This is a genomic window from Pseudooceanicola nanhaiensis, assembly GCF_020171315.1.
Lineage (GTDB): Bacteria > Pseudomonadota > Alphaproteobacteria > Rhodobacterales > Rhodobacteraceae > Pseudooceanicola > Pseudooceanicola nanhaiensis_A.
The window spans coordinates 744,035-764,765 of the sequence record NZ_JAIUZP010000001.1 but is presented as its reverse complement, the minus strand read 5'-3'; the positions used below and the strand labels follow the sequence as shown (position 1 = coordinate 764,765).

Genomic DNA, 20,731 nt, shown 5'->3' with positions numbered 1-20,731 from the left:
GGCACAGGCCCATTAAGCGAAAAGGCCACCCGAAGGCGGCCTTTCCCTTATCTTATCAACAGCTTGCCAGCACCTGCGAAAAGCGGCGCTGACGAAACGATCAGGCCCGCTTGGCCTCGATCGCCTGCCAGACCAGCTCCGCGACATTGGTGCCGTCGAAGCGCTCCAGCTCCTGAATGCCGGTAGGCGAAGTCACGTTGATCTCGGTCAGCCAGTCGCCGATCACGTCGATGCCGACGAGGACCTGGCCCTTTTCCTTCAGCCGCGGGCCGATGGTGCGGCAGATCTCGAGATCGCGCTCGGTCAGGGCCACCTTCTCGGGACGCCCCCCCACATGCATGTTCGAGCGGGTCTCGCCCTCGGCCGGCACGCGGTTGATCGCGCCGACGGGTTCGCCGTCCACGAGGATCACGCGCTTGTCGCCCTTGGAGACCGCCGGAAGGTATTTCTGCACGATCAGCGGCTCACGCGAGAAGCCGGTGAAGAGCTCATGCAGCGACGACAGGTTGCGATCCGACTCGGTGAGCCGGAAGACGCCCGCACCGCCATTGCCGTAGAGCGGCTTCAAGATGATGTCGCCGTGCTTTTCCTTGAAGGCACGGATCGTGCCGATGTCCCGGGCAATGGTCGTCGGCGGGGTCAGCTCCGGGAAGTCAAGGACCAGCAGCTTCTCGGGGTAGTTCCGGACCCAGAAGGGATCGTTCACCACCAGCGTCTTGGGATGGATCCGATCCAGCAGATGCGTCGTGGTGATGTAGAACATGTCGAAGGGCGGGTCCTGCCGCAGCCAGACCACGTCGAAGGTGGAGAGGTCCACGACCTGTTCCTCGCCGAGGCGGAAGTGATCGCCCTGCACCCGCTGCACGGTCAGCGGCCAGCCGCGCGCGGTGATCTTGCCCTCTTCATAGGCCAGCTTGTCCGGGGTGTAGTAGAACAGCTCGTGCCCGCGGGCCTGCGCTTCCTCCGCGAGCCGGAAGGTGGTGTCGGCGTCGATGTTGATGGGCCCGATCGGGTCCATCTGGATGGCGACTTTCATGCGCACTCTCCTCGTCAGGATGGTTCGGAGAGACTATTGGCCGAAGTGCACCGGGGGTGCAATGGGGCGGGGTGAGAAGCGGCGCCCCGGCGGAGGGCCCTGCCCGGGAGACAGGCGCGCGGCGCGAGGCAGGGCAGAAGGTCAGGGGTCAGAAGAGACTGTACCGCCTGTAAAACGGCCCCGGCGCCCCCTGCAGCGTTTTGCGATCCGCACCCTTTCGCGGACCCGGCCCGTCGCCGCCAGATGCGTCTCAGCAATAAGCGAAGGCGTTTTCGAGGATCTGCACCGCGCCCTGCCCGTCCACGAGGGCAACATCGATCCGCATGTCTATGAAATCCGCGTCGCGGTAGCGGCCGCGGTATTCCAGCGCCGCCGCCTCGATGCGCCGCATCTGCGCCGGGCGCAATCGGCTCGCGGCCCGGTCGAAATCCCGGCCCTGCTTCACCTCGACAAAGACGAGCCCGGAGGCATCGCGCAGGACAAGGTCGATTTCACCGCCCCGGCCCCGGAACCGCCGCGCGAGCAGGCGCGATCCCCCGCGCTGGTACGCTCGCAGTACGGTCTCCTCCGCCGCCAGCCCTCCCGCATAAGCGCCCTGTCCCCGGGCGCGCCGCGTCGGGGATACCTGCCGGGCTTCGGTCACATCAAACGGGGCAGAATAGCTCATGATCCGATGTCCCTTGCTGCGCCTTGCCGGGCCTTTCCCAAGCCCGGGGCGGCTACTTCGCCTTCTCGAGCGCGAGCGCCCGCTGATAGACCTTGCGACGCGGCAGCCCGGTATCCGAGGCCACCATATCCGCCGCATCCCGCACGCTCATATCCTCCAGCGCCTCGGACAGGATCTGGTCTAAGTCAGATTCGCTAACATTTGCCTTCTTTCCGCGATCCACCAGCACCACGATCTCGCCCTTGAGGCTGCGTTCGGCGCAGGTGGCGGCCAGTTCCTCAAGCGTACCGGTCAGCACCTCCTCGAACTTCTTGGTCAGTTCGCGGCAGACCGCAGCCTGCCGGTCCGGGCCCAGGACCTCCGCCGCGTCGCGCAGCATGGCGGCGATGCGCTTGGGGGATTCGTAGAAGGCCAGCGTCGCGGGCACGCCCGCCAGCTCCGCCATCGCCGATTTCCGCTGGCCGCTGGCATTGGGCAGGAAGCCTGCAAAAAGGAAGCGGTCGGTGGGCAGCCCGGCAAGGGTCAGCGCGGTGATCACGGCGGAGGCGCCGGGGGCCGAGGTCACGGCCCACCCCTCCGCCCGGGCCGCCCGGGCAAGGTCGAAGCCGGGGTCGGCCACCATGGGCGTGCCGGCCTCGGAGGCATAGGCCACCGATTTGCCCTCGGCCAGCGCCTGCAGCAGCTTGGGGCGCACCTGCGCGCCGTTGTGGTCGTGGTAGGCCAGCAGGGGCCGGTCGCCCAAGGGCACGCCGTGGATTTCCAGCAGGTGGCGCATGGAGCGGGTGTCCTCGGCGGCGATCACATCGGCGCTGGCGAGGATGTCGAGGGCCCGCAGGGTGATGTCCCGTGCCGTGCCGATAGGCACCGCCACGAGGTAGAGCCCGGGCGCAAGGGACTGCGGCAGGTGGGCACCCGCCGGTTTGGAAACTGTGCCATTCATCGCTGGACCCCGTTTACGATGCGTCTATTATCCTCTGGAGATACGCCCCCTAGGGGCCGACCCGAGCCACGGATCCGAGGAGTCTCCCATGTTCGCCCTTCCGCGCGCCGCCCGCAAGGCGTTTGCCAGCCTCACCGCGGGCGTCGCCGCCCTGACGCTGGCCGCCTGTCAGCCGGTCTCCATGAGCGGGGGGTCCACGGGCCCGTCGATCAACACCTCTGCCCCCGTCCCCGTCGCCCTTCTCGTGCCCCGCGGGTCCGGCAGCGCGGGCGATGACGTTCTGGCGCAAAGCCTTGAAAACGCGGCCCGCCTTGCGGCGAACGACCTGGACGGCGTGCAGATCGACCTGCGGGTCTACAACACCGCCGGCAATGCCGCCACGGCGCAGAGCGTCGCCTCCAAGGCGATCGACGACGGCGCCAAGATCATCCTCGGCCCGGTCTACGGCGAGAGCGCGAATGCCGTGGGCATCGTCGCTGCGCAACGTGGCGTCAACGTGCTGGCCTTCTCGAACAACCCCACCGTGGCGGGCGGCAACGTCTTCATCCTCGGCCCGACGTTCCAGAATACCGCCAACCGCCTGACCCAGTTCGCCCGCAGCCAGGGCAAGCAGAACATCGTGGTGGTTTCCTCCACCAACCTCGCCGGCCAGCTGGGCCAGCAGGCGATCGCGAATGCCGCGCAGACCGCCGGCGTGAACGTCGCCGCCAACGTGACCTACGAATTCTCGCAGCAGGGCGTGATGAGCGCCGTGCCGCGGGTGAAATCCGCCGTGGACCAGGGCGCCGACGCGATCTTCCTGACTGCGGATACCTCGGGCGCGCTGCCGCTCTTCAGCCAGCTGCTGCCGGAACAGGGCGTCTCGCCCGCCGCCACGCAGTTCATCGGCCTGACCCGCTGGGACATCCCGCCCCAGACGCTGGAGCTGCCCGGTGTGCAGGGCGGCTGGTTCGCCATGCCCGACCCCAACCTGTCGCAGCAGTTCTCGTCGCGCTACGCGGCCGCCTACGGGGGCCAGCCGCACCCGATCGGCTCGCTCGCCTATGACGGCATCGCGGCCATCGGCGCGCTGGTGAAACAGGGCCGCGGCGACGCGCTGACCGGCCAGGCGCTGACCCAATCCGCCGGGTTCCAGGGCGTGGGCGGCGTGTTCCGCCTGCTGGGCAACGGCACCAACGAACGTGGCCTCGCCGTGGCGACGGTCCGGGACGGCCAGGTCGTTGTGATCGACGCCGCCCCGCGCGCCTTCGGCGGTTTCGGCTTCTGATCCTCTCGGAGACGACCACCTAGATGACACTCACCATGGCACGGCCGGACGATCTGATTTGTCCGGCCGAAACGATTTTCGATCAGGGCGCAATGGACGCCCGTATCGCGAAGGCCCTTGAGGAGACCGGCGGCGGCAAGCCCTTCCGCGACGCGCTCGTCCCGATGCTGCAGGAGGCCCTGACCACGGGCCGCGCCACCATCGCCGAGGCCTTCGCCGCCCATCCCTTCGACAGCCGCGCCACCACGGCGGCCTATTCCTGGCTGATGGACTGCGTGATCCGCACCGCGTTGAGCGCGACGGTCCACCACATCACCCCGCAGGAGAAGGGCAAGCCCACCGTCTTCGCGGTCTGCGCCGTGGGCGGCTATGGCCGGGGCGAGATGGCACCGCAGTCCGACGTGGACCTGCTGTTCCTCGCCCACAACAAGATCACGCCCTGGCTCGAGAGCCTGATCGAGACCCTGCTCTACATCTTCTGGGACCTGCACCTGAAGGTCGGCCACTCCTCGCGCACCATCAAGGACTGCCTGAAGATGGGCGCGGAGGATTACACGATCCGCACCGCGCTGATGGAATCCCGCCTGCTGGCCGGCGACGGCAAGCTGGGGCTGGAGCTGGAAAGCCGGCTCTGGACCGAGCTCTTCAGCGGCACGGAAAGCGATTTCATCGAGGCCAAGCTGGAAGAACGCGCCGCGCGTCACCGCAAACAGGGCGGCCAGCGCTACGTGGTGGAACCCAACGTGAAGGAGGGCAAGGGCGGCCTACGCGACCTGCAGTCGCTCTACTGGATCGCCAAGTATGTCCACGGGGTGCAATCGGTGCAGGATCTCGTGCGGCTTGGCGTCTTCACGGACGAGGAATACCGCACCTTCCGCGCCGCCGAGGATTTCCTCTGGGCAGTGCGCTGCCACCTTCATCTGATCGCCGAACGGCCCATGGACCAGCTCACCTTCGACATGCAGGTGCAGGTGGCCGAACGCATGGGCTATGTCGACAAGGGCGGGCGCCGCGCGGTCGAGCATTTCATGCAGGCCTACTTCCGCCATGCCACGCAGGTGGGCGACCTGACCCGCATCTTCCTGACCAAGCTGGAAGCCACCCACGTCAAGACCGAGCCCCTACTGCAGCGGCTGTTCCGGCGGGCGCCCAAGGTCAAGCCGCCCTATGCCACGGTCCACAACCGGCTGGCGATCGGCGACGAGGAGGCCTTCCTCGCGGACAAGCTGAACCTGCTGCGGCTCTTCGACGAGGGGCTGCGCACCGGGCTGCTGATCCATCCGGATGCGATGCGCCTTGTCTCGGCGAACCTGAAGCTGATCGACGAGGACATGCGCAACGATCCAGAGGCGCAGGAGATTTTCCTGAACCTCCTGCTCAAGCACGGCAACCCGGAACGCTCGCTGCGGCGGATGAACGAGCTCGGCGTGCTGGCCGCCTTCATCCCCGAGTTCGAGCCCATCGTGGCGATGATGCAGTTCAACATGTATCACGCCTACACGGTGGACGAGCACACCATCCAGTGCATCCGCACGCTGGCCCAGATCGAACATGGCGAGCTGCGCGAGGAACTGCCCGTCGCCTCGACGATCCTCGCCGACGGGGTGAACCGCAAGGTGCTCTACGTCGCGCTGATGCTGCATGACATCGGCAAGGGCCGGGACGAGGATCACGCTGTCCTCGGCGCCAAGATCGCCCGCAAGGTGGCCCCGCGCCTCGGCCTCACGCCCGAGGAATCCGCCACCGTGGAATGGCTTGTGCGCTATCACCTGCTGATGTCCGACATGGCGCAGAAACGCGACATCGCGGACCCCCGCACCGTGCGCGACTTCGCCAAGGCGGTGCAGACGGTCAAGCGGCTGGACCTGCTGACGGTGCTGACGGTCTGCGACATCCGCGGCGTTAGCCCGACGACGTGGAACAACTGGAAGGCGGCGCTGCTGCGCTCGCTCTACCGCCAGACCAAGCGGGCCATGGAAACCGGGCTGGAAGAGCTGAACCGCACCCGGCGCGGCGAAGAGGCCGTGGCCTCGCTGCGCGATGCGCTGAAGGACTGGCCCAAGGAGGACCTCGCCGTCGAGGTCAAGCGGCACTACCCGCCCTACTGGCAGGGCCTGCATGTCACCGCGCATGTGGAATTCGCCCGGATGCTGCGTGACCTCGGCCCCGACGAGATCGCCATCGACCTGCACCCGGACGAGGACCGCGACGCGACCCGGGCGCTCTTTGCCATGGCGGACCACCCGGGCATCTTCGCGCGCCTCTCCGGGGCGCTCGCCCTCGTGGGGGCCAACGTGGTGGACGCGCGCTCCTACACCTCCAAGGACGGCTATGCCACGGCGGCCTTCTGGATACAGGATCAGGACGGACACCCCTACGAGGCCAGCCGCCTGAAACGCCTGACCCAGATGATCCACAAGACCCTCAAGGGCGAAGTGGTGGCCCGCGAGGCGATCAAGGACCGCGACAAGATCAAGAAGCGCGAACGCGCCTTCCGGGTGAACACCTCCATCGCCTTCGACAACGAGGGTTCCGAGATCTACACGATCATCGAGGTGGACACCCGCGACCGGCCCGGCCTGCTCTACGATCTGTCCCGGACGCTGGCCGCCTCGCATATCCAGATCTTCCAGACCGTCTGTGCCACCTTCGGTGAACAGGTGGTGGATACCTTCTACGTCAAGGACGTGTTCGGATTGAAACTCCACTCCGAGAGCAAGCGCCGCGCGCTTGAGAAAGCCCTGCAACAGGCCATCCAGGATGGTCAGGAAAGGGCCCGGTCTTGAAGCCGATCCGGCTGGCCTCGGGCCTCTTCACCGTCGGGATGTGGACCATGCTCAGCCGGGTGCTGGGCTTTGTCCGGGACGCGATGATCCTCGCATGGCTGGGCACGGGCCCGGCCTACGAGGCCTATGTGGTGGCCTTCCGGCTGCCCAACATGTTCCGCCGCTTCTTTGCCGAGGGCGCCTTCAACATGGCTTTCGTGCCGATGTTCTCGAAGAAGCTCGAAGGCGAGGAGGACGCCGAGGGCTTTGCCTCGCAGGCGCTCTCGGGGCTGGCCATGGTGCTGATCCTGCTGACGCTGGTGGCGCAGCTGGCCATGCCGTGGCTGATCCTTGCCCTCGCCTCCGGCTTTGCCGGGCAGGCGCAGTTCCCTCTGGCGGTGGACTTCGGGCGCATCGCCTTCCCCTACATCCTCTTCATCTCCATCGCGGCGCTGCTGTCGGGGGTGCTGAACGCTTCCGGCCGCTTTGCCGCCGCCGCCGCCGCGCCCGTGCTGCTGAACGTGCTGCTCGTCGCCTCCATGGGCATCGGCATCCTCGTGGGCGGGGACGTGGCGCAATGGCTGATCTGGGCGATCCCGGTGGCAGGCGTCGCGCAGATGGCGCTGGTCTGGACTGCCGTGGGCCGCGCGGGCCTGCGCATCCGGCCCCGCCGCCCGCGCCTGACGCCCGAGATGAAGCGCCTCGTGCGGATCGCCATTCCCGCCGCCCTTGCCGGGGGCGTGGTGCAGATCAACCTGTTGGTGGGCCAGCAGGTTGCTTCCTACTTCGACCGCGCGGTGGGCTGGCTCTATGCCGCTGACCGTCTCTACCAGCTGCCCCTCGGCGTGGTGGGGATCGCCGTGGGCGTCGTGCTGCTGCCCGACCTCTCGCGCCGCCTGAAGGCGAAGGACGACACCGGCGCGCGCCATGCGCTGTCGCGGGCGGGTGAGATCAGCCTCGCCCTCACCATCCCCTGCGCCGTGGCGCTGGTGGTGATCCCCCTGCCCCTCGTCGCCGTCCTCTTCGAGCGCGGCGCAACAACGCGCACCGACAGCGAGGCGATTGCCATGGCCGTGGCGATCTATGGCCTTGGCCTGCCGGCCTTCGTGCTCCAGAAGATCCTGCAACCGCTCTTCTTCGCGCGCGAGGACACCCGGCGCCCGTTCCACTATGCCCTTGCGGCGATGGGGGTGAACGCCCTAATCGCCGTGGGCCTTGCCCCGGTTCTGGGCTGGCTGGCCACCGCGCTTGCCACCACGGCGGCCGGTTGGGCCATGGTGGGCCTGCTGGTCATCGGCAGCCGCGGCATGGGCGAGGTCGCCCGCTTCGACGCGCAGTTCCGCCGCCGCATCTGGCGGATCACCGCGGCCGCGCTGATCATGGGCGCCGCGCTCTGGCCGGGCTACATGGTGCTGCATGGCTGGCTGAACACCCCCGGCCTGCGCTACCTCGGCGTTCTGCTGCTGATCCTCTGGGGATCGGTGGTCTATTTCGCTGCGGGCCAGCTGATAGGCGCCTTCCGTCTCAAGGACTTCCGCGCCGCCGTGCGGCGCTGAGTCACTTCGCGGGAAACAAATGCGGGGCTGGGGCGTTGTCTGGTCGACCCAGACAGCAGAGGCCAAAGCCCCGCATGACCCGCAGACAACTGCCCCTCCCCTCCTCCCTTGCCCACCGGCTGGCCCGCGTGTTTCGGCAGGAAACGGAAAGCGCCACGGCCACCGCCGTGCCCGCGCCCGAGGTGCCGCTGCTCGCGCCTCTGATCACCGCCTCCGAGATGTTCCCGGAGCTGGAGCGCCTCGCCCTCTCGGCGGAGCGTGAACTGCTGCTGTCGTTCCGCATCTTCGATGCCCGCACCGCCCTGCGCAGCGCCGAGGCGCTTGCGCTGGACCTCGTGACATGGGCCGACCTGCTGGATCATGTGGCCCGCAAGGGCGTGAAGATCCGCCTGCTGCTGGCGGATTTCGATCCGGTCTTCACCGCCGACCTGCACCGCGGCACATGGGCCAGCGCGCGCATCTTTGCCGCCCGCCTGCCGCCCGAGGCCGAGATCATCGCCGCGATCCACGAATGCCGCCCCGCGCCGCTCTATGAATGGATTTTCCTGCCCAAGGTGAAATCCAATCTTCGCAGTCTGAAACGCGCGCCCGGCCATGCGCTGACGCCGCTGCAGCACCGCGCCCTTGGCGGCGACTGGTTCATCGCGCCCGTGACCCTGCACCAGAAGTTCGCGGTGGCCGATGGCGCCCGCGCGATCATCGGTGGCATCGACGTGGACGAACGCCGCTGGGACGGGCCGGACCACGACCAGCGCCCGCGCGACACATGGCATGACGTCTCGATGCAGGTGACGGGCGAGATCGTGCCGCAGATTCGCAGCCACTTCGCGACCTGCTGGGAACGCGCGCGCCACAACGGCGGCACCGTCTTCTCGGCCGAGGCGGGCTCCATGGAGGAAGACGCCCTCGACATCATCCCCGATCCCTGGATCGAACGCCGGATCGACGAGGCCGCGGCGGGCAAGCCCCATGCCCCCAGCCTGCTGCGCACCCTCTCCGTCGGCTGCCCCGGTCCGTTCCGCTTCTCGCCCGAAACGGCGGTGTCGGAACATGTGACTGCGCATCTGGCCGCCTTCGAGCGGGCCGAGCGGTACATCTACGTCGAGACCCAGTTCTTCCGCCACGAGCCCCTGGCCCGCGCCCTCGCCGGGGCCGCCGCCCGGTCACCGGAGCTGGAGCTGGTCCTCGTCCTGCCGACGGAGCCGGAGCGGGTGATCTTCGAAGGCCACTACAGTGTCGATGCCCGCCACGGGCAGGCGCTTCAACTGCGCTGCCTGCGCATCCTGCGCAAGGCCTTCGGGCGCCGCATGACGGTGGTCTCGCCGGTGCAGCCGCGCAGGGCGCCCGAGGGCGAGCATTTGCCGGTGGAGGGCGCGGGCATCGTCTACGTTCATTCCAAGGTGACGCTGGTGGATGATCACACCGGGATCGTGGGCTCTGCCAACCTGAACGGACGGTCGATGCTCTGGGACAGCGAGGCCTCGGTCATGTTCCACGATGCAGAGGCGATCCGCACCCTGCGCGAGCGGCTGGCGAGCAACTGGCTGGGCGCCCATGGCGAGGGCAAGCCGGTGGACCGGGTCACCACATGGCGCGAGGCGGCGCTGGCCAATGCAGCCCGTCAGCCCGACGACCGGGACGGGTTCGCCATGCCCTTCCCGGAAACGCGCAACCGCCATTTCGCCCGCTACGTGCCGATCGTGCCGGCGGCGATGTTCTGACGGTCGCGGGACCGTGCGGCGCGGATCACTCGCGCCGCAGGCGGGCCAGCAGCGCGGCAAAGCCACCGGGCACCAGCAGCGGCGTCAGCACGAAGCCGGTGACGAAGCCCGCGAGATCCGCGACCCAGTCGGAATGCGCGCCGAACATAAGGCCGAAGAGCAGTTGCAGCGCCATCAGCATCCCGATCAGGGTGAAGGCGCGGGCCTGCTTCTGGCCGATCTGGCCCAGACGGATCCACATCAGGTGGGTAAAGACCCCGATCAGCCCGTAGACCGGCGGGAAGGCCCCCATCAGCGGCATCGGGTCCTCGGTGAAGAACCCGTAGGCCACGGCCCCCACGATGGCCGAGGCAAAGAAGACCACGATCAGGGCCAGCCCGTGGATCACCTCGCCCACCCATTTGCCAAGCGCCAGCAGCATGACGCCCGAGAAGAGCGCGGAGGTGAAGGCGGGATGGACGAAGGGATAGGTCACGAAGCGCAGCAGGTGTTCCGCCGGGAAGCGCCGGTTTTCCACCATCCAGTCGAAGATCTCGCCCGAGAAGGCAAAGCGCTGGATCGCCGTCAGGCGCCAGCCGATCGCCTGCGGTCCGCCCACCACGCCCCAGCTTCCGAGGCTGAGCACGACCTCCATCGCCATGATGCCTGCGAAGAGCAGCAGCACGACAGTCGGCAGCGGGTTGATCGGGCTCTCTTGGCCGGACTGATACATGGGCTCTTCCTCTGCAAGGGCGCTGTGCGCCTTGACGATAATTGGGGGCATGGGTAAGCGAGGTGCGGCAGAAAATCCAGACCAGCCCGTGACACCAGACAGGACCAAAGCATGACCGAGGCCGCCCCCCAGTTCACCCCGCGCGTCTTTTCGGGCATCCAGCCCTCGGGCGGGCTGACCCTTGGCAACTACCTCGGTGCGCTGAAACGCTTTGCCGATGCGCAGGATCAGGGGATGGAAACGATCTATTGCATGGTCGACATGCACGCGATCACCGTCTGGCAGGACCCCGACGCCCTGCGCCGCCAGACCCGCGAACTGGCCGCCGGCTTCATCGCCTCGGGCGTCGATCCGGAAAAATCGATCCTCTACAACCAGAGCCAGGTGGGTGAACACGCCCAGCTGGGGTGGATTTTCAACTGCGTCGCCCGCATGGGCTGGATGCAGCGCATGACCCAGTGGAAGGACAAGGCGGGCAAGAACAGCCAGAACGCCTCGCTCGGCCTCTTTGCCTATCCGGCGCTGATGGCGGCGGACATCCTGCTCTACCACGCCACCCACGTCCCCGTGGGCGAGGACCAGAAACAGCACGTGGAACTGACCCGCGACATCGCGATCAAGTTCAACCACGACTACGGGACCGAGTTCTTCCCTCTGCCCGAGCCGGTGATCGAAGGCGCGGCCACCCGCGTCATGTCGCTGCGCGACGGCACCAAGAAGATGTCGAAATCCGATCCCTCCGACATGAGCCGGATCAACCTGACCGATGACGCCGATGCAATCGCCAACAAGATCCGCAAGGCCCGTACCGACCCGGAGGCCCTGCCCTCCGAGACCGAGGGCCTGAAGGAACGCGCCGAGGCCCGCAACCTCGTCAACATCTACGCCGCGCTGAACGACCAGACGGTCGAGCAGGTGCTGGCGGATGTGGGCGGCAAGCAGTTCTCGGAGTTCAAGCCGATGCTCGCCGACCTCGCCGTGGCCAAGCTCTCGCCGATCTCGACCGAGATGGCGCGGCTGATGGAAGCGCCCGAGGAAATCGACTCGATTCTGACCCGTGGCGCCGACCGCGCCCGCGAAATCGCCCAGCCCGTGCTCAAACGCACGCTGGAGATCGTGGGCATGGTCCACGGATAAGGCCTGCATCCCCCTCGGGGGACAGAATAAATCACAGGGGGCACAACGAGGCCCCCGACCCTGCCCGCGGCCCCTTGCGCCCGGGGGGGCTTTGACTATAACCCGCATCAATTTGCCGCCGGGGTACAGGACATGCCGAAGAGAACAGACATCAAATCGATCATGATCATCGGTGCAGGTCCCATCATCATCGGGCAGGCCTGCGAATTCGACTACTCGGGGGCACAGGCCTGCAAGGCCCTGCGCGAAGAAGGCTATCGCGTCATCCTCGTGAACTCGAACCCGGCCACGATCATGACCGATCCGGGCCTTGCCGATGCGACCTACATCGAACCGATCACCCCTGAAGTGGTCGCCAAGATCATCGAGAAAGAGCGCCCCGACGCGCTGCTGCCCACCATGGGCGGCCAGACGGGCCTCAACACCTCGCTGGCACTGGCCGACATGGGCGTGCTGGAGAAGTTCAACGTCGAACTGATCGGCGCGAACCGCGACGCCATCGAGATGGCCGAAGACCGCAAGCTCTTCCGCGAAGCCATGGACCGCATCGGGCTGGAAAACCCCAAGGCGACCATCGTCACCGCACCCAAGATGGCCAACGGCAAGCATGACATCGCCTCGGGCCTGAAAGATGCCATCGACGCGCTGGACCACATCGGCCTGCCCGCGATCATTCGCCCCGCCTTCACCCTCGGGGGCACCGGCGGTGGCGTGGCCTACAACCGCGACGATTACGAACACTTCTGCCGCTCGGGCATGGAAGCCTCGCCCGTGGGGCAGATCCTCGTCGACGAATCCCTCCTCGGCTGGAAGGAATTCGAGATGGAGGTCGTCCGCGACAAGGCGGACAACGCGATCATCGTCTGCTCGATCGAGAACGTCGATCCGATGGGCGTGCACACCGGTGACTCGATCACCGTGGCCCCCGCGCTGACGCTGACCGACAAGGAATACCAGGCCATGCGCAACGGCTCGATCGCCGTGCTGCGCGAGATTGGCGTGGAAACCGGCGGGTCGAACGTGCAGTGGGCGATCAACCCCGAAGACGGCCGCATGGTCGTGATCGAGATGAACCCGCGCGTGTCGCGCTCCTCGGCGCTTGCCTCCAAGGCCACCGGCTTCCCGATCGCCAAGATCGCGGCCAAGCTGGCCGTGGGCTACACGCTGGACGAGCTGGACAACGACATCACCAAGGTCACGCCGGCATCGTTCGAGCCGACCATCGACTATGTCGTCACCAAGATCCCGCGCTTCGCCTTCGAGAAGTTCCCCGGCTCCGAGCCGCATCTCACCACCGCGATGAAGTCTGTGGGGGAGGCGATGGCCATCGGCCGGACCTTCCACGAGTCGATGCAGAAGGCCCTCACCTCGATGGAAACCGGCCTGACCGGCTTCGACGAGATCGAGATCGCCGGCGCGCCCGACAAGGCCGCCGTGGTAAAGGCGCTCTCGGCCCAGACCCCGGACCGTATCCGTGTCATCGCGCAGGCGATGCGCCACGGGTTGAGCAACGACGAGATCGCCGCCGCCACCTCCTATGACCCGTGGTTCCTCGACCGCATTCGCGAAATCATGCGCGCCGAGGCCGAAGTGGCCGTCAACGGGCTGCCCGTGACCGAGGAAGGCCTGCGCAAGCTCAAGATGATGGGCTTCTCCGACGCCCGCCTCGCCAAGCTGGCCGGCCGCGAGGAAGACAACGTGCGCCGTGCGCGCCACAACCTCGGCGTCACCGCCGTCTTCAAGCGGATCGACACCTGCGCGGCCGAGTTCGAGGCCCAGACGCCCTACATGTACTCCACCTACGAAGAGCCCGTCATGGGCGAGGTGGAATGCGAGGCGCGCCCCTCCGAGCGCAAGAAGGTCGTCATCCTCGGCGGCGGTCCGAACCGGATCGGTCAGGGGATCGAGTTCGACTACTGCTGCTGCCACGCCTGCTTCGCGCTGACGGATGCCGGGTACGAGACCATCATGGTCAACTGTAACCCCGAAACCGTCTCGACCGACTACGACACCTCGGACCGGCTCTACTTCGAGCCGCTGACCTTCGAACACGTGATGGAAATCCTCCGCGTCGAACAGTCCAAGGGCACGCTGCACGGCGTCATCGTCCAGTTCGGCGGCCAGACGCCCCTGAAACTGGCGAACCAACTGGAAGAGGCCGGGATCCCGATCCTCGGCACCACGCCCGACGCCATCGACCTGGCCGAGGACCGCGAGCGGTTCCAGGACCTCGTGAACCGTCTGGGCCTGAAGCAGCCCAAGAACGGCATCGCGCATTCCGACGCAGAGGCGCTGGAGATCGCGGGCGACATCGGCTTCCCGCTGGTGATCCGCCCCTCCTACGTCCTCGGTGGCCGCGCGATGGAGATCGTCCGCGACATGGAAGGCCTCAAGCGCTACATCCGCGACGCCGTGGTCGTCTCGGGCGACAGCCCCGTGCTGCTCGACAGCTACCTCGCCAATGCGACGGAACTGGACGTGGACGCGCTCTGCGACGGTGAGAACGTGCATGTGGCGGGCCTGATGCAGCACATCGAAGAGGCTGGCGTGCACTCGGGCGACAGCGCCTGCTCGCTGCCCCCCTACTCGCTCGCCCCCGAGATCATCGCCGAACTGAAGCGCCAGTCCACCGCGCTTGCGCTGGAACTGGGCGTCGTCGGCCTGATGAACGTGCAGTTCGCGGTCAAGGACGGCGAGATCTACCTGATCGAGGTCAACCCGCGCGCCTCGCGGACCGTGCCCTTCGTGGCCAAGGCCGTGAACTCGCCCATCGCCTCGATCGCGGCCCGCGTCATGGCCGGCGAGAAGCTGGGCAACTTCGACCTGATCGATCCCCAGATCGACGGCTTCGCGGTGAAAGAGGCTGTGCTGCCCTTCGCCCGCTTCCCGGGCGTCGACACGATCCTCGGGCCGGAAATGCGCTCCACCGGCGAAGTCATGGGCTATGACCGCACCTTCGCCCGCGCCTTCCTCAAGGCCCAGCTGGGCGCCGGCACCGACCTGCCGACCGAAGGCCGCGTCTTCCTGTCGATCCGGGACGAAGACAAGACCCCCGCGATGCTGGAAGCGGCGCAGGGCCTCGACGGCATGGGCTTCACCATCGTCGCCACCCGCGGCACCGCTGCCTGGCTGAAAGAGGCCAGCGTGGCCTGCGAAACGGTGAACAAGGTCTACGAAGGCCGCCCGAACATCGTGGATCAGCTGAAGGACGGCCAGATCGCCCTCGTGCTGAACACAACCGAAGGCGCGCAGTCGGTCTCCGACAGCCGCGAGATCCGCTCCGTGGCGCTCTACGACAAGATCCCCTACTTCACCACCGCGGCTGGCGCGAAAGCCGCCGTTCAGGCGATGCAGTCGCGGATCGAGGGCGAGATCGAAGTGGAAAGCCTGCAGTCGATTTGACCCCGGTCGGAAGATCGCACAGACTTCAGGGGCGTCCTTCGGGGCGCCCCTTCTGCATTCGGAGTTCTCTCATGTCCCTTCTCACGCGCCTTGGCCTGCTCCTCGGACTGATGGCCCTGGCGGGCTGCGACGTGCCGCTCGTGCCGCTGATCTGAGGCCGCGCGGGCGCGGTCCGGTCGCCGGGTCCGCGCCTGCCCCCGCCGCGGCGCCACAGCTGCGGATCGGAGGCCTCAAGCGATCTGGACAGCCCTGCGGCTCTGGGGCTATGCCCTGCCCATGGCCAAGCTCTACTTCCACTATTCAACCATGAACGCGGGCAAATCGACGATCCTGCTGCAGGCGTCGCACAACTACCGCGAACGGGGGATGCAGACCTTCCTGCTGACCGCACGGCTCGACAATCGCGCGGGCGCGGGGCGGATCGGCTCGCGTATCGGCATCGGCGCCGAGGCCGAGACCTTCGGCCCCGGCGAGGACCTCTTTGCCCGCATCCGCGACCGGCTGGCCACGGGCCCCTGCGCCTGCGTCTTCGTGGACGAGGCCCAGTTCCTCGAGCGCGATCAAGTCTGGCAGCTGGCCCGCGCCGTGGACGACCTGCGCGTGCCGGTGATGTGCTACGGGCTGCGGGTCGATTTCCTGGGCGAACTCTTCGAGGGCTCCGCCGCGCTGCTGGCACTGGCCGACGAGATGCGCGAGGTGCGCACGATCTGCCACTGCGGGCGCAAGGCGACGATGGTCGTGCGCCGGGACGGCAGCGGCAAGGCCCTGCGGGAAGGGGCACAGGTGCAGATCGGTGGGAACGAGACCTATGTCTCCCTCTGCCGCCGCCACTGGCGTGAAGAGATGGGCGATACCGCCGAGGCGTAACGCCCAAAATTCTTCGAAGAATTTTGGGAAGATTTTTCGAAAAATCTTCCTGCCCGGCTGCGGTGGCAGTCCCCGCTCACAGCGGGGCGCCCCCGGTCTCACCGGCGGGCAAGGCGCCTTTCACAGGCGCCCCGCCCTCAAGCCAAACCGTTTTCTTCGAAGAAAACGGCCCGGAAAATGTGCATTTTCCGGTGACCCGCGCTCAGCTCACCGCGTTGGGAGGCGTCTCGCCCGCAAAGAAGGCGTCGAGGTTGTCGAGCGCCATCATCCCCATGTCCGTGCGGACCTCCTCGCTGGCGGTCCCCAGGTGGGGCAGCAGCGTGACGTTCTCGCGGCTCCGCAGGGCCAGGGGCACCTCCGGTTCGAACTCGTAGACGTCGAGCCCGGCGCCGGCGATCTGCCCGGCCTCCAACGCCGCGATCAGCGCAGCCTCCTCGACGATCTCGCCCCGGGCAATGTTGACCAGATGCGCATGGGACTGCATCGCGGCCAGCACCTGCCCATTGATCAGGTGGCGCGTGTCCGCCCCGCCCGGCACGGCCACGACGAGGATATCGACCGATCCCGCCAGATCCGTCAGGCTCTCGACCTTTTCTGCCGGGAAACCAACGTCTTTCGGGGAACGGTTGAAGTACTTCACCGTCATGCCGAAGCCGTGGTGGCAGCGCCGCGCGATGGCCTGCCCGATGTTGCCCATCCCCACGATGCCGACGGTGCGGCCCGTGACATGCAGCCCCAGCAGTTCGGTCGGATACCAGCCCTGCCAGTGCCCGGCACGCAGCAGACGCTCGCCCTCGCCCGCGCGGCGGCAGGACATGAGGATCAGCGTCATCGCGATATCGGCGGTGGCATCGGTCACGGCGCCCGGCGTGTTGGTCACGGTGATGCCCGAGGCGGCGGCGGCCGAAATGTCGATATGGTTAAAGCCTACGCCGAAATTCGACAGGATCTTGCAGCGATGATGTTCGGAATCTGCAAGAACTTCGGTGCCGTAATTGTCGCCAAGGGTCATCAGAACCCCGTCGTAGAGCGCCAGCGAGGCCCGCATTTCGGCCCGTTTCATGGGCTCGTTCTTCTCGCGCAGTTCCACGTCATAGGTGGCCTCGGCACGGGCGAGGACAGCGGCCGGCAGGGGACGCGTGATCAGGATCCGTTTCAATGCATCCGCTCCCCGGGGGCAACCTCTTGATCGGGGGCCAGCAGCACGATGCCCCCCTCGGCGTCCGCGACGCCCAGCACCAGCACCTCGGACATGAAGGGCCCGATCTGGCGCGGCGGGAAGTTCACGACGCCCATCACCATGCGGCCGGTCAGGCTCTCGGGCGTGTAGTGTTTCGTCACCTGCGCCGAGGTCTTGCGCTCGCCGATCTCGGGGCCGAAGTCGATCCACATCTTGATGGCGGGCTTGCGCGCCTCGGGGAAGGGCTCCGCGCGCAGCACGCGGCCCGCGCGGATATCGACCTTGAGAAAGTCGTCGAAGGAGATGTCAGCCATTCGCCAGTTCCCGCGATCGCTCCGTCGCCGCCTTCACCGCGCGCTTCAGCAGCGCGGGGAAGCCGTCGGTCTCGTCCATCAGCACCTCCAGCGCGGCCTGCGTGGTGCCGTTGGGGCTGGTGACGTTGATGCGGAGCTGCGCGGGCGTCTCGTCCACGCCTTCGGCCAGTGCCCCGGCCCCGGCCACCGTGGCGCGCGCCAGTTGCAGTGCCAGTTCGGGCGAAAGCCCCTGTGCCTCGCCCGCGGCGGCCAGCGTTTCGATCAGGTGGAAGACATAGGCCGGGCCGGAGCCGGAGACGCCGGTGACGGCATCCATCTGGCTTTCCTCCTCCAGCCGCACCACCTGCCCCACGGCAGAGAGCAGCGCCTCGGTCAGATCAAGCCCCGCCTCACTGACGTTGGCGTTGCCGATGATCGCCGTGATGCCCCGGCCCACGGCGGCGGGCGTGTTCGGCATGGCGCGGACGATCGGCGTCTGCGCGCCGAAAACCTCGGCAAACTTGGAAATCGGCGTCCCGGCGGCGACGGAGATCACCAGCGTGTCGCCATCGCCCATGGCCGCCAGCGTCGGCAGGGCCGCGCCCATCATCTGCGGTTTCACCGCCACAAGCACGACGGCAGGCGCGGCAGGCACCTCGGTGTTGATGTGGACGCCGGTGGATTTCAGCCAGTCGGAGGGGTTCGGGTCGATCACCCAAACGGAGGTGGCAGGCAGCCCGCCCTCGAGCCATCCGGCCAGCATGGCGCTGCCCATCTTGCCGCAGCCCAGAAGCACAAGGCCGCGTTCAGCAACGATTTCTAGTGTCATATTTCCCCCGGTCGCTCGCCGTTTCAGGTCGCGCCCCCCCGGCGGGCGCGGATGCGCGGGCCGGGGCGACGGGTACGGGGAAAATGTTTACGCGTGGCCGTAGGCCTCTGCAATGGCGACCTGCAGCGCTTCCTCGGCGGTGCGGTTGCCCCAGACCTGAAGCTGGAACGCGGGGTAGTAGCGCTCGGCCGAGCCGACGGAGGCGCGGATCAGCATGTCGATCTGTTCCGGCGAGGCCATCTGGCCGCCGGTCAGCAGCAGGCCGTAGCGGAAGACCATCATCTTCTGCTCGGTCCAGTAGGTGAAGGACCCGGCCCAGCACTGGTCGTTCACCTTGTTCAGCAGTTCGTAGAGGCCCGCTTCCTTATCCTCGGGCGGTTCCATCTCGAAGGTGCAGACAAGGCGCAGGGTCTCGTCGTAGGGGGACCAGGCGAGGGTCACGGAATAGGTGCGCCATTGGCCTTCGACCGCCATGGCGATCTGATCATCGGCGATCCGGTCGAATTCCCATTCGTTGAATTCGGCCAGAGTCTCGACGATGTCGATCGGATGAACTTCTTCCGTCTGGAACGTTTCAGCCATAGCCATGGCGCCACCTCATTTCTGTTGTAGCGCCGGGACGGGTAGCGCCCCAAGCGCTAGGTGCCTGCTCTAGGGACAGGGCGATTTCCCCGCTCCCTTACCAAATATGGTGCTGGCGATGACAGGGCCTGTAAAGCAATTTGTTGGGGACAAACTCAATAAGTTGTGGAAAGATATCTTTGCAGGCACATGAATAGACGCGACTTCGGGCAGCCGTTTGTCGCCGGGACGCTTTAGCGCCTGCCCGTGCGCTTCCCCTCGAAAATCCCGCGTTTCAAGCGCATTTCACGGCAAAAGGGCCGCGCCCTTTCGGTACGCGGCCCCCTCGACGGTTTCCACCCGGGCCTCTGCGGACCCTCTGCCTCTAGATGTTGTTATGCGGCGCTGCGGCCTGCGGCCTCGATCTGCGCTGCCAGCGACTTGGGATAGCGCACGAAGAGGATCGCCGGGCTCTTCAGGCCTTCGCGTTCGATGCAGGCGGCGAGGTCGCCCAGCGTGGTGCTGGCGTGGCGCTCGTTCACCGTAGAGGCGGAGGCGACGATATCCACCGGGCAGGCCGCGGGCGCGCCCCCGGCCAGCAGGTCGCCCTGCACCTGCCCCGCCTTCTCGACCGCCATGTAGAAGGCCATCGAGGTGCCGGGATGGGCCAGCCGCGCACGATCCGGGTTGGCATCGCCGGGACGGCAGGTGCCGGTGGAGACGGCGAAGGTATCGGTCTCGCCCCGCTCGGTCAGGGGCCGCAGCAGCGAGGCGGCGGCAGCAGAGGCGGCGGTGATGCCGGGCACGATCTCGATCTCGATCCCTGCGGCGCGGGCGGCCTCGATCTCTTCGGTGGCCCGGCCAAAGATCGACGGATCGCCGGATTTCAGCCGCACCACGCGGCGGCCCTTGCTGGCCTCGGCGACGATCAGACGGTCGATCTTGTCCTGCGGCCAGGCGCAGGCGCCTACTTCCTTTCCGACAAAGACCCGGTCCGCATCGCGGCGCGCCAGTTCCAGCACCTCCGGGTCCACGAGGCGGTCGTAGAAGATGACATCGGCCTGTTGCAGACGTTCAACCGCGCGCAGCGTCAACAGGTCGCGCGCACCGGGGCCCGCGCCGACGAGGGCGATGTGGCCCGCGGGTTCGGGGGCCTCGCCGGTGGCGATGGCCTCTTTCAGCAGCGCGGCGGCCTCCCGCTCGCGGCCCGCGAGATGGGCGCGGAAGGCCGCGCCAGTGAAGGCCGCTTCCCAGAAGGCACGGCGGCGGGCCTGCGGGATCGCCTCGGCCACTGCATCGCGCAGGCGGCCGGCCAGCGCCACGAAGCCGCCGAGACGGGGCGAGAGCATCACCTCCACCTGCGTCTTGATCGACCGGCCCAGCACCGGGGCCGCGCCCTCGGTCCCGATGGCGACGACGACCGGGTCGCGGTCCACGATGGAGGGGGTGAAGGCGTCACAATACTCGGGCCGGTCAACCACGTTGACCACGGCGCCTGCGGCCCGCGCCATGGCGCGCAGGCGCAGGTCTTCATCTTCGTCGCCGGTGGCGATGAAGACGAGGGCGCAGTTCTCGAAGGTCTCAGGCGTGGCAGAGGCCACACCGGTGGCACGGCCATTGCCGATCAGCGCGGCCAGTTCCGGCTCGGGCGCGGCGGCCACGATGACCAGTTCGGCCTCGGTCTTGAGCATCAGGCGGGCCTTGCGCGCCGCCTCTTCGGTCCCGCCGCAGATCACCACGCGCCGGCCGTTCATCCGCAGGAACATCGGAAAGTTTTTCATATCGCACCACCGTTCAA

16 protein-coding genes are annotated in these 20,731 nt (G+C 67.3%); 7 read left to right on the top strand and 9 right to left on the bottom strand.

Annotated elements, in window-relative coordinates; genetic code table 11:
* Positions 1 to 100 precede the first annotated feature (100 nt).
* From gshB to rsmI, 3 genes are all read right to left on the bottom strand, one after another.
* Positions 101 to 1,036 carry a glutathione synthase gene (gshB, locus tag LCM32_RS03550; protein WP_224819667.1) on the bottom strand — a complete coding sequence of 312 codons (936 nt, stop codon included), beginning with the start codon at positions 1,034 to 1,036 and terminating at the stop codon, positions 101 to 103.
* A gap of 250 nt (positions 1,037 to 1,286) precedes the next feature.
* On the bottom strand, positions 1,287 to 1,703 hold the full coding sequence (locus LCM32_RS03545; protein WP_224819666.1) for a YraN family protein: 417 nt from the start codon (positions 1,701 to 1,703) through the stop codon (positions 1,287 to 1,289).
* Between the two features lie 52 nt (positions 1,704 to 1,755).
* Positions 1,756 to 2,643 carry a 16S rRNA (cytidine(1402)-2'-O)-methyltransferase gene (rsmI, locus tag LCM32_RS03540; RefSeq protein WP_224819665.1) on the bottom strand — a complete coding sequence of 296 codons (888 nt, stop codon included), beginning with the start codon at positions 2,641 to 2,643 and terminating at the stop codon, positions 1,756 to 1,758.
* Positions 2,644 to 2,731: 88 nt separating this feature from the next.
* On the opposite strand from rsmI, the gene LCM32_RS03535 reads away from it, so the two are divergent.
* From LCM32_RS03535 to LCM32_RS03520, 4 genes are all read left to right on the top strand, one after another.
* Complete coding sequence (locus LCM32_RS03535) at positions 2,732 to 3,910, top strand: penicillin-binding protein activator (RefSeq protein ID WP_224819664.1); 1,179 nt, start codon at positions 2,732 to 2,734, stop codon at positions 3,908 to 3,910.
* Between the two features lie 23 nt (positions 3,911 to 3,933).
* On the top strand, positions 3,934 to 6,696 hold the full coding sequence (locus LCM32_RS03530; protein ID WP_224819663.1) for a [protein-PII] uridylyltransferase: 2,763 nt from the start codon (positions 3,934 to 3,936) through the stop codon (positions 6,694 to 6,696).
* The gene (gene murJ, locus LCM32_RS03525; protein WP_224819662.1) at positions 6,693 to 8,231 is read left to right on the top strand and encodes a murein biosynthesis integral membrane protein MurJ; all 1,539 of its coding nucleotides are present in this window, start codon (positions 6,693 to 6,695) and stop codon (positions 8,229 to 8,231) included. The genes LCM32_RS03530 and murJ overlap by 4 nt, the downstream gene beginning before the upstream one ends.
* 74 nt (positions 8,232 to 8,305) lie before the next feature.
* A complete protein-coding gene (locus LCM32_RS03520; protein WP_224819661.1) occupies positions 8,306 to 9,952 on the top strand; it encodes a phospholipase D family protein in 1,647 nt (548 codons plus the stop codon).
* Between the two features lie 25 nt (positions 9,953 to 9,977).
* Here the strand turns inward: LCM32_RS03520 and LCM32_RS03515 are convergent, their stop codons facing one another.
* Positions 9,978 to 10,664, bottom strand: a complete 687-nt coding sequence (locus LCM32_RS03515; RefSeq protein ID WP_224819660.1) for a rhomboid family intramembrane serine protease — start codon at positions 10,662 to 10,664, stop codon at positions 9,978 to 9,980.
* A 111-nt stretch (positions 10,665 to 10,775) separates the two neighbouring features.
* On the opposite strand from LCM32_RS03515, the gene trpS reads away from it, so the two are divergent.
* The 3 genes from trpS (at position 10,776) to LCM32_RS03500 (ending at position 16,070) form a co-directional block, all read left to right on the top strand.
* Entirely contained in the window at positions 10,776 to 11,801 is a 1,026-nt protein-coding gene (trpS, locus tag LCM32_RS03510) for a tryptophan--tRNA ligase (RefSeq protein ID WP_224819659.1), read from the top strand.
* 132 nt (positions 11,802 to 11,933) lie between these two features.
* On the top strand, positions 11,934 to 15,203 hold the full coding sequence (carB, locus tag LCM32_RS03505) for a carbamoyl-phosphate synthase large subunit (RefSeq protein WP_224819658.1): 3,270 nt from the start codon (positions 11,934 to 11,936) through the stop codon (positions 15,201 to 15,203).
* Positions 15,204 to 15,479: 276 nt separating this feature from the next.
* A complete protein-coding gene (locus tag LCM32_RS03500) occupies positions 15,480 to 16,070 on the top strand; it encodes a thymidine kinase (RefSeq protein ID WP_224819657.1) in 591 nt (196 codons plus the stop codon).
* Positions 16,071 to 16,272: 202 nt separating this feature from the next.
* Here the strand turns inward: LCM32_RS03500 and LCM32_RS03495 are convergent, their stop codons facing one another.
* The 5 genes from LCM32_RS03495 to cysG form a co-directional block, all read right to left on the bottom strand.
* The gene (locus tag LCM32_RS03495; protein WP_224819656.1) at positions 16,273 to 17,229 is read right to left on the bottom strand and encodes a 2-hydroxyacid dehydrogenase; all 957 of its coding nucleotides are present in this window, start codon (positions 17,227 to 17,229) and stop codon (positions 16,273 to 16,275) included.
* Positions 17,226 to 17,564, bottom strand: coding sequence for a tRNA-binding protein (locus tag LCM32_RS03490; protein ID WP_224819655.1), 339 nt, complete (start codon positions 17,562 to 17,564; stop codon positions 17,226 to 17,228). The genes LCM32_RS03495 and LCM32_RS03490 overlap by 4 nt, the downstream gene beginning before the upstream one ends.
* Entirely contained in the window at positions 17,557 to 18,372 is an 816-nt protein-coding gene (gene proC, locus LCM32_RS03485) for a pyrroline-5-carboxylate reductase (protein WP_224819654.1), read from the bottom strand. Before proC ends, LCM32_RS03490 begins: the two co-directional genes overlap by 8 nt.
* A gap of 87 nt (positions 18,373 to 18,459) precedes the next feature.
* Positions 18,460 to 18,960 (bottom strand): YbjN domain-containing protein, encoded by a 501-nt coding sequence (locus LCM32_RS03480; protein ID WP_222492485.1) that lies wholly within the window; start codon positions 18,958 to 18,960, stop codon positions 18,460 to 18,462.
* A 368-nt stretch (positions 18,961 to 19,328) separates the two neighbouring features.
* Positions 19,329 to 20,714, bottom strand: a complete 1,386-nt coding sequence (gene cysG / locus LCM32_RS03475; protein ID WP_224819653.1) for a siroheme synthase CysG — start codon at positions 20,712 to 20,714, stop codon at positions 19,329 to 19,331.
* Between the last annotated feature and the right edge of the window lie 17 nt (positions 20,715 to 20,731).